The following is a 16329-nucleotide window of genomic DNA, read 5'->3' as shown; positions in this document are numbered from 1 at the left end:
TCCTCCTTATTTCCTTATAGCGTCTCACTTATTTCCTCACTCACACCTTTCGGCATTTCAAAGGTGCGAGATTGCCCGTTCGACAAGGAGTAATTCACGACGTAAGCCGTCTCCGTCTCCATCACGTTCGAGAACGTGACGCGCGTCCCTGTCTTCGAAAGGTGGAACAAGGTGACGAACGAGGTGCCTTTCCCAGTTTTTGTCGAAACGACTTGGTGACGTGGCTTCCATTCGAAATCACGATAGGCGACAAAACTCGGTTCGATTCGCACCGTACCCGTCGAAGCGATCGGCAGTTGAATCATCTGGAGCGTTCGCCCTTCCATATCACGGAAAAGCATCTCACCTTCACGTTCTTCGACCGGTTCAAGACCGACTCCGAGATGGAACCGTTGCGTGAACGGGACGCGGGCGTCACTTTGAATCGTATCCGCGACGAGCACGGTGCCGTCTAAATCGTGTGCGACGCTCCGCGTGTGATGAATCCCTTGCCCCATCAAGTCACTGAATCCGTTCGCCCGTTGTAATCCATCGACTTCCTCGACCGAGGTGATCCCACTTTTCCCGATCGTGCTCGAATGGAGCGTGAGCTGACGAGATCCCATGTTCACCGTATTATGCGCTTCGACACGGACGGCCGTATCTCGCTCCGGTCGGTTCGTATAACCGAATCGTCCAGTCTCGACGATGAAGTCACGTCCAAATCCGTACAGGTCGATGCTGAGATCATCTTGATGTTTATGGGCCGTATTATGAAACCCTGCCGTCATCATAAGTGAGACCGCATCGGCGAAGGGCTCATTCTCTCCCCAATGTTCGCGCAACACCGCGTATTGCGTGTCGAGTTGCTTCACGCGTTCTGTCGGTCGTACTCCTTCCGCTCCTCCTGTAACCGCATAAAGCAGTTCAGGATAGTCACGCAATGTCGAGATCATCGACGTCGTCCGCGGTTCCCCCGTCGTGTCCCCGAAGAGCGGAAGCGTCCGGTTCGGTTTCATCAGATGGACGAGCGTCTCCGGCATCCGTTCAACTGCCTCTAGGCGAGGAGATGTCGTGAAGCCGTTCGCTTCGATCCAGCGGTTGAAGCGATACAGCATCTCGTACGTATACACCTGATAACCCGGCGAATGCTCCAAATGAACGTTGTCAGGACTTAAGGAGTGGTCCAACTGTGTCGTCAACCGCGTCGTCGCAAGCTCATTCCAAACACTTGATTGTTCGAGCTCAGGGAACGTCTGAGCGATATCCGTCAACGCCATGTCTTGGAAAATCCCATGATTGTGACGTTCCCGATAAAATTTCGCGTCCGCCAGGATTTCACCGTGCCCTTCAATCGTCTGAAGCACACGTGCGCTGAATGCTGCGTCGTTATTTAAAGGAGACTTCTTGTATTGATTCCAAAAGTTGATGAGATGGAACGTACGAATCGCCGTCCCTTGTTGGTGATAGGCGTTCGGGTACCGACGATATGAATCGGTCGGATACTGCTTGACCCAACTGTCAACGAACGCTTTTCCGTAAGCCAAATAGTTCGTGTCTTTCGTATAATGGTACGCCATTGTCAGTTGGTTCAATACCATCCAGTATTGCATTTGGAACATGAACGATGTCGAGTCGCCAACGGTGATGTCCTCTTCCCAGTTGAACGTGTGAATGTCTTCCACGACTTGTTTGCCCGGGGTTGCCCCGATGCGCCACACCCCGTTCATAGCCGAGTCCGCTTGACTGACAGCTTGCGCTTTTGTCAGAAATCCATAGTAATACGGGACCTCACGTCTTTCGACACGTGCCGTATAGTTATGAAGCAATCGTTCGTATTGTCCGTCAGAGACGACGGCTTTCGTCAGAAGTTGAGCCTTTAACGGGATCTCTTGCTTTTTGACGTACGTGCGTCGCCCGTTCACCTCGACTTGATAATAGCCACCAGACACACCGACGACCGCATATTGTTCATTCGGTAGCAGTTTACCGATCGGCTTCATCGTCTTATCCGGCAACAATCGATACACGGTCGTTTCTTTTGATACTTCTGTAAAGAACGGACGTGCCACCTCTTCTGCCCCAACAGAAGTTGTCGTGAGAAGTAGCGCCGTGGATAAGAGCACACCTTTTACATATGTATTCATCCAATACCTCATTTATCTTTTTTTACCATCATACCATGATTAAAAGGGATTTTTTTCAAAAAGAAGAAAAGCGATTTTTTAAATCTTATTACGTAACAACAACTCACAATAACCAATCATGAAACCCATATAAAAAGCGTCTATCCCAATCGAATGGAATAGACGCTGAATGTTAGCGTACCGTGACGTAAATCGTCTGTGAACGACCTTTTGGCGTCGTCATCCGGACCGTCAAACGTGTGCCTGATTTTTGAGCTGCCATCGAGACAGATGTCGATGTTGACGTCACCGTCTTCGATGCGAGGAGTGTCGACCCGCGATAGATTGTCACTTTACCATAATCGATGTTGGCGTTCACCGTGACAGAACGTGACGAGCTCGTCGGCGTCGTCACCGTGAACTTCGGCGTAAGCCCAGCCTTCACGTAGACCGTCTGAACGAAACGATACACGCCTCGCTTACTGACGAGTGTGACTTTTGACTTGATCGGTTGAGGCGACAAGTTCATGACGACACGTCCTGTCGAAGAACTCTTCCCGCTCGCGATTCGTGTCGAGCCGTTTTGCAACGTGACGGCGCTATTCGGAAGCACCATACCGACCCATGTCTTTTGCTCATCATGGAGGCGGATGTTGCTGAACGTGACTTTCGGTAACGCAAGACGCGTATCTAGCTTTTGACCTCCACGGAGGAGACGAACGAGGACGATGTCCCCAGGTCGTGCCGGAACCGTGAATCGCGTCGAGGAGACCGGCGTCGCAGTCGTACGTTTACCGTTGATATAGAACTGAAGGTCTGCCTTCACGTCACGACGAACGCTCACGACCGTATGTGTCGCCGTCATCGCGACATCTGTCACTTGAAGAATCGTCGGTCCGACCTCAACGATACGATGCTCCATAGTCGTCGAGCGATCTCCTGTCGTGGCAACGGTACGAATGACGTCACCATCTTGAAGTGCCTTCGGTAACGCAAGCGTACGACCGTCCCCGATGAGCACGTCGTTGACGAACGTCTTGTATGTGATGCGTTTGGCTGTCGACGCATACGATAGTTCCACATCCCCTGCCTGTGGTGTCACTTGGAACGTGAAGGTTGGTTTGGCCCGCTCAAAGACGACGAGTTCCTTCCCTACCTTTTCCGTGAAAGCTGGTTCGTACGTCACTTTGACGCCTTTTGTGAGCGGATCGACCGTTCCCGTCACGTGCGCAATACCTGAGGCGTCTGCTTGAATCGTGTCGTACCACGAATGGAAGTGTTCTTCAACGGTGATGTCAATTTTTCCATACGGTACCGTTTTAAAGATGACCCCCGTTTCGGCGGAGTCTCCTACCACTTCAATCGTATTCGGCTCTAGATTCGGAGTCGGGACGACGAACGGTTGTCGATAAACCACCCCACCCCCTCCACTGCTCGTTACCGTAAATGTTGTCCCTCCTGCTAATCGTCCCGTCGCCACCCGGAATTCTCCAGAGCTTGAAGCGAATGTCGAGTATTGAATCGGCTCTTTCCCGTCTTGATGAACTCGAACCGTCACCCTTGCATGAGACGATGCATATCCGAGGATTTCACCCGCAATTCCGAACTTACGAATCGAAACGTAGTCTGCCTTGGAGCCAGAGAGCCAACCTTTGAGATGTTCCCCCATATAGGTGAGGTCGTATCTGACACCTGCTAGATGTGTAAATACTTGAGGTGAAGTGATTTCATTCGCTTCATTCGCTTTTAATTGCTCAAACGGAATGGTTTCGACCACCCCGTCCAGATTCGTCGATTTGAATATCAGTGGATAGGAACGACCGACATAAAGGAATGGATCTCCTTCTTCATTCGCACTCTTATCGACTTCGAATTCAAAGTGGGTTGGCATCTGTTTATATGAAGAAAGTGGGATTGTTCGATCCGGGAACACTAAAACACCAGGGAACAGTTCCGGATAGACAATCGGGTGATACGTCTTCAATTCTCCAGATGCAAGATCGAGGACCCCATACGTGCCTTCCGAATACCAGTGTAAGAACCCATCTTCTTCGGCATATTGTATGTAAGACCGCCCTGGAAGCGCGACAAGCTGTCGGGTTGCCTCAAGATAGACGTAACCTTGATCCGGATAAGCGATGGCGCCATCAAAGGCGAGCGCTTCCTTATCGCGGCCCTGGACCTTCACATCAAAGGATTGAGTCGATTCCGTTTCACCTGTCGCTGCATTCACGTGGTCAATCTTCAACAGGTCATGCTGTGCGGCAATGACCGTCTGACCATCGGTAGATAACGTGACGGCAGTCCCAAGGTCGGAACGCTTCCAAAGGATATCCCCTTCAAGGTTCGTCATGATCACTTCTGACCAAGTCGCCCACAGGAGTCGATCGTGCGCAACGTCAGCTCCGACGATGCGATAGTTGTCTGGTACTAGATCAACCGTAATCTGACCGTCCAAATCGATGATATAGCGATGCATCGAACACGAGCTACACCCCGATGTAAAGACGATATGTTGATTGTCCACGCTCATCACGGCACGTTGATCGTAAGACCAGTGTAAAAACAATTCTCTCGATAACGGGGTGCGTTCTCCCGTTCCGGCATGGTAAAGGTCCTTCCCATCCATCGTAATCACATAAGGACTATTGGGGATCCGTAGATGTTTCGGAAGCGGCTCACCTGCTTCCACCGAATCAGGCAAACTGAATATAGGAAGAAAAACGGCAAGTAGAAGTGCCCACAACAATTGTTTCACGTACATTTCCTCTTTTCTTAAAAAATGGTAAAAGATTAATTTAATTACAATAAAAGTATAATTTGTTTTATAGAAAAGGGGAATTGTTTTTTAGGATAAAAGTAAAAAACCGATAGTGCCGAGGCACTACCGGTTTACAAGATGGCTCCGTCCGAAGACATTGCTCTATTTAACCCTAAGGGAGGGTCAACAATTATTCAACAACTTTTACGTCGAATGCTACAGGAGCTGAGAGAAGATCTCCGTTAACGTTAGATTCAACTTGTGGAACAACCACTGTGAATGTACCAGAAGTACGTCCTTCAGCAAGTGTAACCACTCCGTTTGCATCAACGACAACGCCGACTTTGTTTGTTACAACGTATTCGTCAGCAGAGAGAACTACGCCGTTAGCGAGTGTTCCGATTGTTTCATCAAGGTCATAAGCGATTGCTTTACCGAACTGATCTTGTACAGAAACAGCAGGTTGGATGATGAACTTCTTCGTACCAGATGCGTTTGTTTTACCGAAGAGAAGTTGTTCGATTGAAAGACCATCTACAGATGAGAGGTCGAATGTACGCATAGAAGCATCAACCATTGCTTTCTTCGCTACTGCATCAGTGTTTGTGTAGTCTACAGAAACTGTATCAACTTGAACACCGCCAACAGTTGCTTTGATTGTTACTTTGCCTGAAGCAGCAAAAGTTTGAGCAGCGCCTTCAGCAAACTCTAATGTGTTTGTAGCTTCTACGAAGTAAGGAGCGTGTGAAGTTGAAGAATAAGTGAAGTCATATGTCGCACCTTCAACAACTTCAATTACGTTACCATATTTATCAAGTCCACGAAGTTCGAACATTACTTCGTCATCTGCATCAGCAGTTACGCCTTCAACATCAACGTCAGCATCGAGTGATTTGTTCGCAGAAGTTACAACGAGATCGTAAGATGCCACAGTTGCGTCGAACTCAGAAACTTTAACTGCTACAGACTTCGTGAAGACGACTTTACCTGAGTTGTCTTCGAATGAAATTGTAACTGTTGCAGAACCGTTCTTCGCCCCTTCAGAAACTTCAACAGCTCCGCCTGCACCGATTTCAACAGTAGCAACTTGCGTGTTGCTAGACTTCACTTTCAACGTACCAACTTTTGAACCAGCTACACGAACATCTCCATCAGATTCGATTGTAGCATCGAAATCTTCTTTGTACTGATCGAGGAAGTCAACTGTTACATCTTGTGGAGTATCAACTCCAGCAACGTTACCAGAATCAAATCCGAGTGATGTAGTTGAAAGTTTTGCGTCTGCAATCTTAGAGTTAGCAACAACCGCAAATTCTACAGTAGTCTCAAAGTTGCCGTTTTTCACTTTAACTTTTGCAGTACCTGTTGAGAATGCTTGGATTACCAAGTTTCCGTTTACATCTTTAGAAACTGTAGCGACAGCAGGAGTTAAGTTTGTGAACGAATCAACAGCTAAACGTTGAATCTCACCAGTAACATCTTTAACATATACGTTCAAGATTTGACCTGATTCAGCAAGTTTCAAGTCTGTATCAAGTTTCCCATCTTTCTTAGCTTGTTTGTAAGCTGATGGTTCAGTAGCAGCGTCAGCAATATGGATGCCATCGATAGCCGATACTTCTTGATCGTCAGATACAGTTACTTTGATTGCACCAGAAGTTGCAACTGTTTCGCCGTTCGAAACGACTTTCGCTTCAACGAAGAGTGTGTTTTCTGAAGGTGTACCAGAGAAAGCAAACTCACCTGTCGTAGTGTTCAATGCTGATGAAGTAGCTGAAAGTACAACACCTGCGTTCGATAAGAGCAAGCCGTTCTTATCTTTTACAACGAGGAAGTCACGGATGTCTTCGCCGTCAAGGAAGTTTGTTTTTGTAAGTGTGATTGAAGCTGCTGCTTCTACTTCGAACTTGAACTCTTTTGCAATTTCAGCTGATACTTCACCTGAAGGAATTGAGAAGTTTTTAGCAGTGAGCTTGTACTCTTCACCGTTGTAAAGATCTTCGTTGACAGTCAACCAAACTTTAGACTTGTCGTCCGCGTCAACTTCAACTTTAGTAACATAACGACCGTTATCAAGTTTGAAGTCAGCAGCATCTGCAGCTGTAATGTTTTTGTTGAATTTAACTTCAAGTTGGTTAGCTTTAACTGGCTTAACCGTGAAGTCTACAGCATCTACAGTGAATGCCATTTCTTCAGTCATCACTTCACCAGACTTAACGATGAATGAGTGAGTACCTGCTGGAAGAGCAGAAGTTTTAGCAGTCAATTTGCCGTCTTTAATTTCAGCTTTAACAGTGATTGCTTTAGAAGCATCTTTGAATGGGTAAACGAGAACGTCTGCCATTGTGTCTTCTTTCGCATTTGCAACATCTGCCATTACTGACAATGTTTCGTTAGCTTGATCTACTGAAGATGAAACGTTAGAGAATGCAACTTCAGAAGCAACAACTGTGTAAGTCAAGAATGAAGTGATGCGGTTCCCGTTGTGGTTGTAAGAGATGAGAACTTTTTGCTCGCCTTCATCTTTCGTGTTGTACGTTGAGCTCATTGTGAAGCGCTCAGGAGCTTGTGTGTAAACTTTTCCGTCGCGGTACATAACGCGGATTGATGGCTTCTCGAGTTCAGAACCAGCTTCTACTTCGCCAAGATCTTGGTCAAGGATGTAGAGTGGGTAGTTACGAGCGTAAAGTTTCTTGATGTAAGTCTTTCCATCAGAACCTTGGCCTTTAACTGTTTGCCATTTGTTGATTGCAGTAACGAGGTATTTACCCCATTTGATCTCAACGCCAGCTGGTGTGTTGAGTGCGAGTGCTTCTTTGAACTTCCCACCGAGTACAACCTCTGCTTTGAGTTCAACTGTTGAAGTTGATGCTTCTGCTGCCATTACTGGTGTAAGGGCTGCTGCCGTCACAGCAAGAGCTGCTGACGCTTTGACTAGCTTGAATGATTTCTTAGCCATCTTGTGTAAATCCTCCCTTTGGTTATGTTACGTGTTTGTCTCTACTCGTCTACGTCGACGCTCCCCCCGCTAAAGATCCCATATGTATACGCCGCTCATACGAATGACTTATGCAACTTGATCGTTTAGGTCTTGAGCTTCACCGAAACGGGTAGGTATTCTTTCAAGAGGTGACCCTTGAACAATTTACCAAGTATGAACTTGGAAAACCTTACATCCATAATATACATAACGCTTCCAGCTAGCACAAGCGTTTTTTTTCGCAAAAATGGGAATGATTTTGAATTTCTCGTTATTGAAGATTATTCAATATCGAATTTACCTATTTTATAAATGTCGAAATGCGTCGAAAAAGGGCGAATTCAAGCCGTTTATCATTCATAAATTCATTTATATACATTATTTGTATATTTAAATGAATAATATGGATTTATGTATAATTTCCATGTCTATTTTTTGATTTGAGCATTTTTTGACTTTATTTAATCCTAAATTTTACATTGACCAAACTTTTAAAACCATTTCGAGGGAATCCCTTCTCGTCATTACTCCTCCATTAGACCTATACAAAAAAGCCGCAGGTGAATGACTCACCTACGGCTAATAACATATTTCTTCTTAATTAATACCCTACGTATTGAAGCGACTGGATGAAGGCACGCTTCTCGCCCGCGATCAACGCCCACTCCACATCATAGTCGTATCCTTCAATCGTGATGACAATTCGATTCTCTGGACGAACATGCTGTTTGATGAAAGCAATCATCTTCGCGCTCGGGATAAACCAGTACGATTCTTCTACCGAGCCGTCTTCGTACTCATAGTAATCGACATCCCATTCATCGATTGCTTCTGTGTACGTCGCATTCCCTACACGGATGCGAAGTTTGTTGAATCCAACCACATCTCCGTCTTCTGTGTAGTTGCTCAATAAGAACAACATATTCGATTTCGACGGGCGGTCAATGAAGAACGGTGCAAATGTCTCGTTGTAACGTGTCGATCCGTCCCATGTGAATACTTCTTTATGGAAGACTGCACGGAACTCTTCTTCCGTCACACGATAGAAGTTGTTGAAGAGTGCGTGTTGAACCGTCAACGTTTCAGAAGCGCTGTAGTTACCAGCACCATCACGTACCGCGAGAGTCATCTTCTTACCGAGTGGTTGTTTTGGAATCGGAAGAACGAACTTCCCAGTCGACATGACCGGTGCTGAGTATGCTTTTCCGTCAATCGTTACGACAACTGTCGCGAGCGGTTCCGCTGTTCCTGCGATTCCGTTCGATGTTGTCGTCACGGCTTGTGTCAAACGAGCTTTTGCAGGTGCCACTTTGTCAGCAACGACCGTTGTTTGAACGAGTTCACTGAGTGCCCCACTCTTCGCTTTCGCTTGTGCTGATAAAGGCGTTCCTACTTTTTGAAGCGCAATCACGCGACGGTATTGACCGTTCGCATCAAATGATCCGTTGAACGTGCTTCCTCCGACTGTCACCGTTACGCCCACTCCAGGTGTTCCTGTAACAACGATCGCACGTGCCGAGTTATCGACCGTGTTGATGACCGGTGCTTCCGGACGCTGCTCTGGATTTTCTGCGACCACGACACGTGTTTCTTCACTTACATTTCCGCTCGCATCGACGAGACGGACTGTGATCACGCGACCGACAGGCTGCGGTGACATCGTGAAGATTGCTTCTCCAGTTGAACGCACGACACGCTCATATGTTTTGTTCGCGACGAGAATCTCCGCTTTCGTTCCGACTTCTCCTGTGATTTTTAAAGAAGTCGACGTGTGAAGTGGTGTTTCTACGACTGGTGCTTCAGGTGCCATCGTGTCGACGACTGTTTCATTCGTCTCTGCTGAAACGAATGTTGGAGCGAAACCGCCGAGAACGAGTGTCCCCGCTAAGAATAAAGATAAGTACTTTGGTTGTTTCATGAAAAGATGTTCCTCCTAAATAATGTTTTCTTCAGACAACATCTTTATTTTAATGGATTATTTTAAAAATAGGTACATAATTTTCTATTTTTAATCATATTTTTTAAAAACACAAAAGGACTCCTTATCTAAAAGGAATCCCATTGTGTCGCGCTGTATGCATACTCGATTACATATTGAAGAATCGCATATGATTTTTCAGTAATTTCCTATTCTTATCGAACCGTGATCGTTGTGACCGGACTGACCTTCTTCGTCACGTCCTCGACATGAACCATAAGGCGTTCACCCTTCTTCAACACTCGTGTCTTCACGACATACGTGCCATTCAACGTCACTTTTGACTTTCCGATGACTTGTTTCTTCTGGTCGCGAATGACGACCGTCATCCCAGCCTGAGCTTTACCTGTCACTTGTTTTGCCTTCGGACGCACGGCGTTCACTTGTGCCGTTTTCGGACGGAGTCCTTTCATGACAAGGAGGCGCTCGTTCGTACTGAATTTACCATTTGTGTAGAGAGCCGTCAGTACAGCCCCTTCTTGTTGAGGTGCGATCGACATCGTGACTGCACCATTTTTTGAAATGCCAGAACCGATACGCTTCGTCCCGTTATAGAGCGTGACGCGCGTCCCAGATTTGACTTTAGCCGAGAAAACTGGCGCATTGTCATAGATCCGATTCGGTTTCGGTGCGAGTTGAAGCATCGACTCGGCGCGATAGACGTCTACTTTCCCGTATCCGCTCACGACATCATAATACGGAAGAAGTGGACGATCTAATTCATCGAGCACATATTGTAACCCATCTTCCATTCGTGGGTCACGTGGTGCGTCGCCACCCGAGAATGCGAGAGGTTGTGCCGTACGGCGAAGAATCGAACGCGCCCCTTCGACCGTCATGTTCGGATGCTGTGATTTCAAGAGAGCGACAGCAGCCGCGACGTGTGGTGTCGCCATGCTCGTCCCGTCCATATAAACGACGTTTCCGTCTGGAACAAGACTCGCCACTTTAGAACCTGGTGCGACGACATCGACATCAATCCCATAGTTCGAGTAATCCGAGACGATCCCGAACGAGTTCGTTGCCCCGACTGAAATCGTGTATTTCGAAGATGCCGGATAAGACACACGTGACTGTCCGTCATTCCCAGTCGCCGCCACGATGATGACACCACGGTCATGTGCATACTTCAGCATATATCCGAGTGTACGGCTCTCATTTCCACCGAGGCTCATGTTGATGACTTTCGCCCCAGCGTCGACCGCATATTTGATTCCAAGTGCGATTTGATCCGTATCCCCATAACCACCCGCATCGAGAACTTTCACAGGTAAGATTGAGACGTTCGGAACAATCCCACGCATCGAGACACCGTTGTCTCGACTGGCACCGATGACACCAGCGACATGCGTACCGTGCCCATGGTCATCAATCGCGTCGCCTTCACCGTTCGGGTCGACAAAGTTCTTCGCGTTGGCGATATCGACCTTCCCTTGTAAATCGAGCAGACGATGGTCGACTCCTGTATCGAGAACGGCCACTTTCACGGCACGTCCCGGTAATCGTAACGATTCATAGCGATCAAGACCGATTCCCGCATCCTGAAACGGTTTGAGAATCGACTTCGAATTGATGGCCCATTGGTAATCGAGACTCACGTCCGAAGCAAACGATTTGTACGTCTGGACCGGTTCGATGTATTCCACGTTCCGATCTGATTCGAGCGTCGACTTCGCTTGTGCCTGCATCTTCGTAGAAGCTTCCTCTACATCGACGAGCGCAAAGTAATCCGATGGCGAACCGATTGCGATTCGCTCAGCCGAAACGTTATTCATCGCATTCATTTTGCCAAGGGACTTACTCGGTGACGATTTATATTTGACGATATAACGTGGTGCGTCTTGACCGTCCGTTTGAATCGTCATGCCGATTTTCCCAAAGAGATCGGATACGGGTGTTCCTGCGAGCGAGTCCATTTCGAGCGCTGTCGCGATTTCACCAATCTCACTTTGGAGCGCCGTCGGAACGCTTCCATCAACAAGTGCATGGAGACGTTTGATTGCCGCTGCATCTTGCGTCTTCAGCGTATAGTCTTTTTTGTCGACAAGCGCCGTCAACAGTGGACGGAGTGTCTTCAAATCTGTCAGTGCCACTTTTCGTTTTTCTCCGTCAAATGTGATCGCTTTGACGATGTAAGGCGAAGCACGGTAATAGAGGGCCGATAAGTCCCGACCTTCTTGTGATTTTCCGAGTACTTCTGACTGCACACGACGGATGAGTTTGAGCATCGAATCACGCTCCGGTGCCGGTTGTACGATTGATTCGACGGCACACATGTCACCACCGACTTCTTCGTATTTCACCGGAAGTTTAACCGGATTGACGACGAGCTTGATGTCTGAAGCGAACATTGAGAGATCAGGTGCTGGTGGCTCTTCCCCTTCCCCTGGTTCTCCTTCTGTCGGTTCTTCCCCTTCTGCCGGTTCTTCACCGACTGGCATGTCCTCTGTCGGAATATCCATCATCCCGTCACCGAGGTCCATCGGCATATACTCGACCTTGATGTAGTATGGACCTTCCCAAGCGAATGGGAACGGAATCTTGGCCGTCTGTTCTCCCTCTTCTTTCGTCGCACTCGCGCGATAGCGATCGAACGTTTCATCCTTTGCCGCCATCTCGGCGCTCGGATAGATGCTGATGTTCGCGAGTTTGGAAGATTCGAACGTGACTTCCATATGTGTCATCGCTGACGCGACGCGCTCCATCTTGAACCAATACGTGTTGACCGGTTCGATTCCGGTCGTGAACTCGACCGCCTCTCCCGGATTGAGTAAGGTGGCCTCCTTCATGCCTTCCCCTTTGTCGGCTGACACCGGCGGGAGGAATGATAGGACGAGGACGAGGATCGTCATCATCGCCACGAACTGCTTGAATCTCGTTTTCATAGTTTCCCCTCTTTCATTTGATCTTGGAGTATATGCTCCAAATCGTTCTACGGAATATATCGGTTAATGTTTCAAAAATGTAACAAAAATGTTTCGACAATGTTTCGACAAGTAAATCTGCTCAAAAAAAGACACCTCTTTTTTCAAGAAGTGTCTCCATATTATTCGTTGATCATCGTCGCTTGACCGCCTTGCCATAGCCAGTCATCGCCTTCTTTTATATACAAGTGGAGCGCCCAAAAGCGTCCTTCGTATGCATTCGTTCCTAGAATAAACCGTTCTTCAAGCAAGACTTTCACGATTGCGAGGTCCGTCGTCACGGTTTCATCGAACGTCACCGTTTCTTGGGCAATCCATTGAATCGCAGTCGGGTCGACGTATTGGTCGAGGAACGTCTCTTTATCAAACTGACGTCCGCTCGAGTCGACATACCGAAACGAGTCATGCATCAAATCACGCATCGCGTCGAGGTCACCCGCGACTTGTTTCGTCGCGCGGTCGTCAGAAAGTTGTTTCATGTTGAGTGTCTCCATCGGTGCACCTTCCTTTCACCATCCATCATAGCATAATTTATCTATTTTCAAATGTCTGTCGCGTTTTGAGTCTTGACAAGAAAGCTTCATCCCGTTAAAGTAACGATAACATTCATACGAACTCGCGATGAGAAAGAAGAGTAGCGCGAAGGGACGTCTCCAGAAAGCCGGTGGTCGATGCGAACCGGTGTCGTGCCTTGCGTGAATGGGCTTTTGAGCGTTCAGACCGACATGTAGGCTCTGACGGGTCCTCCCGTTATCGGGGACAGCGAATGATGGTTCGCGATGAGTGGGAAGACAAGGCGTCTTTCAACGAAGGTGGCAACACGGGGAATCTCCTCGTCCTTCATGTCCAATCGGGCATGTGGGACGGGGAGATTTTTTTAGTTTAAGGAGGAGATTTCGATGCAACAACTGATCATCAATGGCGACGAATTGACACCGGTGGCAATCTTTCACCGACTGCAAGGTGAACGCAAAATCCTGCTCGAGAGTCGGGCGGAAGGAAAGCACGGCCGCTACTCCATCATCGCAGCGAATCCGGTCGAGACAATTCGGGTCGATGGAAACAATGTGACAGATTCAACCGGCACCGTCTATGCGGACGATCCGCTCCACGCCCTGTCTGAACGCATCACGCGTGACGACTTCACTGCACCGTATCCGTTCATCGGGGGTGCCGTCGGCTATATCGGATATGATTTACTCCGAGTATATGAACCGATTCCGAACACGCCGACCGAAACACGCGATTTACCGGACGCCCTCTTCCAGCGCTATGAGACGGTCGTCTTATACGACCATCTCGAAGAACAGGTCGTCTTGATCGATACGAGTGAGACGGATGCGACCGAGCGACTCGAGTCCATCCGTGAACAACTCGAGACACCAGAGACACACGCCCTCGAACCGGTCGTCCGGACGAGCGAACAGCTTTTAACGACAAAAGATGAGTTCATCGACCGTGTCCTCCAGGCGAAAGAGGCGATTCTTGCAGGTGAAGTGTTCCAACTCGTCTTGTCGCAACGCATCGATGCGACGTTTACCGGTGACCCGTTCCACTTTTACCGGACGCTCCGAAAACAAAACCCGAGCCCGTACTTGTTCTATATCGACCTCGGGGAAGCGATCGTCCTCGGTGCCTCACCCGAGAGTCTCGTCCGGGTCGAGAACGGCATCGTGACGACGAACCCCATCGCCGGCACACGTCCACGAGGAAAGACGGTCGAAGAAGATATGCGTCACGCGGAGTCGCTTCTTCAGGACGAGAAGGAACTCGCCGAGCACCGGATGCTTCTCGATCTCGGACGGAACGACATCGGTCGCGTCGCCAAAGTCGGCACGGTCACGATCCCGAAACACATCGAGCTCGAACGGTTCAAAAATGTGATGCATCTCGTCTCAGAAGTCGAAGGTGAACTGCGGGAAGACGTGACACCGATCGATGCGCTCCGCGCCTGTCTTCCGGCCGGTACCGTCTCGGGTGCCCCGAAGATTCGGGCGATGCAACTCATTGACGAGCTCGAGACGGTGAAGCGCGAAGTGTACGCCGGGGCGGTCGGTTATCTCGACGTCCGGGGCGGATTCGACTTTGCGCTCGCCATCCGGACGATGGTCATCCAAGGTGACACGGCGCACGTCCAAGCAGGTGCGGGCATCGTCTATGATTCGGATCCTGTATCAGAGTATGAAGAAACGTTGCATAAAGCCAAATCCCTTTTGGAGGTGTTCGCATGATTCTCCTCATCGACAACTATGATTCGTTCACGTATAACGTCTATCAAGACGTCGCCCGATTCAGTGACGTCTGCGTCATTCGGAATGATGAACATACTATAGAAGAAATCCGTCGTATGAACCCGAGTGGGATCATCCTTTCTCCAGGTCCCGGTGGTCCAAAAGATGCCGGTGTCTCCCTTGCGGTCGTTCGACAATTGTCCGGATACGTCCCGATTCTCGGGGTCTGTCTCGGTCATCAAGTCATCGCCGAGGCGTTCGGCGGTGTCGTCGGTCGGGCGAACGAGGTCATGCACGGGAAAGTGTCGCGCATCAATACGTCACCGAGTGTCTTATTCGAAGGCTTGTCGATGGATGTCATGCGCTATCACTCGCTCGTTGTACAAGAGACAGAACTGATTGTCACGGCAGAGACGACAGACGGTGTCATCATGGCACTCGAACATCCGACCCATCCGACGTATGGCATCCAGTTCCATCCCGAGTCGATTGGGACACCGGACGGACGTGGCATCTTTGAACGATTCGTCCAGCTGTGCACGAAAAAACCGGGGCGCATGTCCCCGGTTTGAGTGTCAGCCTAAAAAGTCTTCACGTTGAAAATCGTGCTTATCGATTTTGATGTTGTCACACGCCACTCCGTTCGTCCGCAGCACATGAATCGTCTCGCGCAACAGTTCGTCACTGCCAACGACATAGAATAATCCATCTTGATCGGCAGCCAACGCTTCAACTCGTTCATAGTAATCTTTCCGACTCGGGACGAACTCGGACGTGAAGGTCTCTTTCGATTCGAAGACGTCACTGAACAAATACGCCTTCGACGAATCGACGTTCAATGAATGGAGATGCGGGACGCCTTCCCCGTTCGCCAAATAGTCGAGGACGATCGGACGGAATGTCGCGAGACCGACCCCAGCAGATAACAGATAGACGTTCTTCCCGCTCCGCTCGAGCGGGACGTTCGAGTATGTCTTGAACAAGGCGACCTTGTCCCCCGGCACCATGTCGCGAAGGATGGATTTGAACGTCGAACATTCGGACTTGATGCGGGTCGTGATTCCGATTGCCCCTTCGTGCGGCAATGTCGAGATGGACATATGGCGGACAAGACTTCGGTTCGGCTTGTCCTCGGCGTTGAATCCTTCGAGCGCGAGATGTGTATGCGCCCCTTCTTGCCACGTGAACTCAGGAGGTAACGCGAGATGGAACGTGTATGTATCGGGTGCTTCGTTTACGACTTTTGTGATGGGTGTCCAATCAATTTTCATATGAATTCTCCTTAGTTTTATGTAACCGAAGTATTGATAGTACTGCGGTTTAAAGTCACCGTTGTACAGCGACTCAATT

General features: G+C 48.8%; 9 protein-coding genes and 1 other annotated feature. Of the genes, 2 read left to right on the top strand and 7 right to left on the bottom strand.

The features are described 5' to 3' along the window. Nucleotides 1-14 precede the first annotated feature (14 nt). The 6 genes from KNO91_RS05855 to KNO91_RS05830 form a co-directional block, all read right to left on the bottom strand. Nucleotides 15-2126: a heparinase II/III family protein gene (locus KNO91_RS05855; protein ID WP_214816922.1), complete on the bottom strand. Its 2112-nt coding sequence runs from the start codon at nucleotides 2124-2126 to the stop codon at nucleotides 15-17. A 172-nt stretch (nucleotides 2127-2298) separates the two neighbouring features. After that, nucleotides 2299-4863, bottom strand: coding sequence for a TolB-like translocation protein (locus tag KNO91_RS05850; protein WP_214816920.1), 2565 nt, complete (start codon nucleotides 4861-4863; stop codon nucleotides 2299-2301). A 193-nt stretch (nucleotides 4864-5056) separates the two neighbouring features. Then, nucleotides 5057-7825, bottom strand: a complete 2769-nt coding sequence (locus tag KNO91_RS05845; RefSeq protein ID WP_214816918.1) for a hypothetical protein — start codon at nucleotides 7823-7825, stop codon at nucleotides 5057-5059. 622 nt (nucleotides 7826-8447) lie between these two features. After that, entirely contained in the window at nucleotides 8448-9764 is a 1317-nt protein-coding gene (locus KNO91_RS05840) for an Ig-like domain-containing protein (protein WP_214816916.1), read from the bottom strand. A 215-nt stretch (nucleotides 9765-9979) separates the two neighbouring features. Continuing rightward, nucleotides 9980-12709 carry a S8 family peptidase gene (locus KNO91_RS05835; RefSeq protein ID WP_214816913.1) on the bottom strand — a complete coding sequence of 910 codons (2730 nt, stop codon included), beginning with the start codon at nucleotides 12707-12709 and terminating at the stop codon, nucleotides 9980-9982. Between the two features lie 161 nt (nucleotides 12710-12870). After that, nucleotides 12871-13242, bottom strand: coding sequence for a nuclear transport factor 2 family protein (locus tag KNO91_RS05830; protein ID WP_251126070.1), 372 nt, complete (start codon nucleotides 13240-13242; stop codon nucleotides 12871-12873). A gap of 118 nt (nucleotides 13243-13360) precedes the next feature. Further along, nucleotides 13361-13592, top strand: a binding site (T-box leader). Between the two features lie 55 nt (nucleotides 13593-13647). On the opposite strand from KNO91_RS05830, the gene trpE reads away from it, so the two are divergent. After that, nucleotides 13648-14979 carry an anthranilate synthase component I gene (gene trpE / locus KNO91_RS05825; protein ID WP_214816910.1) on the top strand — a complete coding sequence of 444 codons (1332 nt, stop codon included), beginning with the start codon at nucleotides 13648-13650 and terminating at the stop codon, nucleotides 14977-14979. Further along, nucleotides 14976-15551: an anthranilate synthase component II gene (locus tag KNO91_RS05820; protein WP_214816907.1), complete on the top strand. Its 576-nt coding sequence runs from the start codon at nucleotides 14976-14978 to the stop codon at nucleotides 15549-15551. The genes trpE and KNO91_RS05820 overlap by 4 nt, the downstream gene beginning before the upstream one ends. Nucleotides 15552-15554: 3 nt before the next feature. On the opposite strand, the gene KNO91_RS05815 is transcribed toward KNO91_RS05820, so the two are convergent. Continuing rightward, nucleotides 15555-16250, bottom strand: a complete 696-nt coding sequence (locus tag KNO91_RS05815; RefSeq protein WP_214816903.1) for a dihydropteridine reductase — start codon at nucleotides 16248-16250, stop codon at nucleotides 15555-15557. Nucleotides 16251-16329 lie beyond the last annotated feature (79 nt).

Source organism: Exiguobacterium sp. s59 (assembly GCF_018617475.1).
In the GTDB taxonomy this organism is placed as follows: Bacteria; Bacillota; Bacilli; order Exiguobacteriales; family Exiguobacteriaceae; genus Exiguobacterium; species Exiguobacterium aestuarii.
The sequence above is the reverse complement of the archived record's forward strand: the minus strand, read 5'-3'. Positions and strand labels throughout refer to the sequence as shown.

Excerpts from the sequence above, each read along its gene's own strand:
- KNO91_RS05845 (WP_214816918.1), bottom strand. The coding sequence starts at position 7,825 with ATGGCTAAGAAATCATTCAAGCTAGTCAAAGCGTCAGCAGCTCTTGCT.
- KNO91_RS05815 (WP_214816903.1), bottom strand. The coding sequence starts at position 16,250 with ATGAAAATTGATTGGACACCCATCACAAAAGTCGTAAACGAAGCACCC.
- trpE (WP_214816910.1), top strand. The coding sequence starts at position 13,648 with ATGCAACAACTGATCATCAATGGCGACGAATTGACACCGGTGGCAATC.
- KNO91_RS05855 (WP_214816922.1), bottom strand. The coding sequence starts at position 2,126 with ATGAATACATATGTAAAAGGTGTGCTCTTATCCACGGCGCTACTTCTC.
- KNO91_RS05820 (WP_214816907.1), top strand. The coding sequence starts at position 14,976 with ATGATTCTCCTCATCGACAACTATGATTCGTTCACGTATAACGTCTAT.
- KNO91_RS05830 (WP_251126070.1), bottom strand. The coding sequence starts at position 13,242 with ATGGAGACACTCAACATGAAACAACTTTCTGACGACCGCGCGACGAAA.
- KNO91_RS05835 (WP_214816913.1), bottom strand. The coding sequence starts at position 12,709 with ATGAAAACGAGATTCAAGCAGTTCGTGGCGATGATGACGATCCTCGTC.
- KNO91_RS05840 (WP_214816916.1), bottom strand. The coding sequence starts at position 9,764 with ATGAAACAACCAAAGTACTTATCTTTATTCTTAGCGGGGACACTCGTT.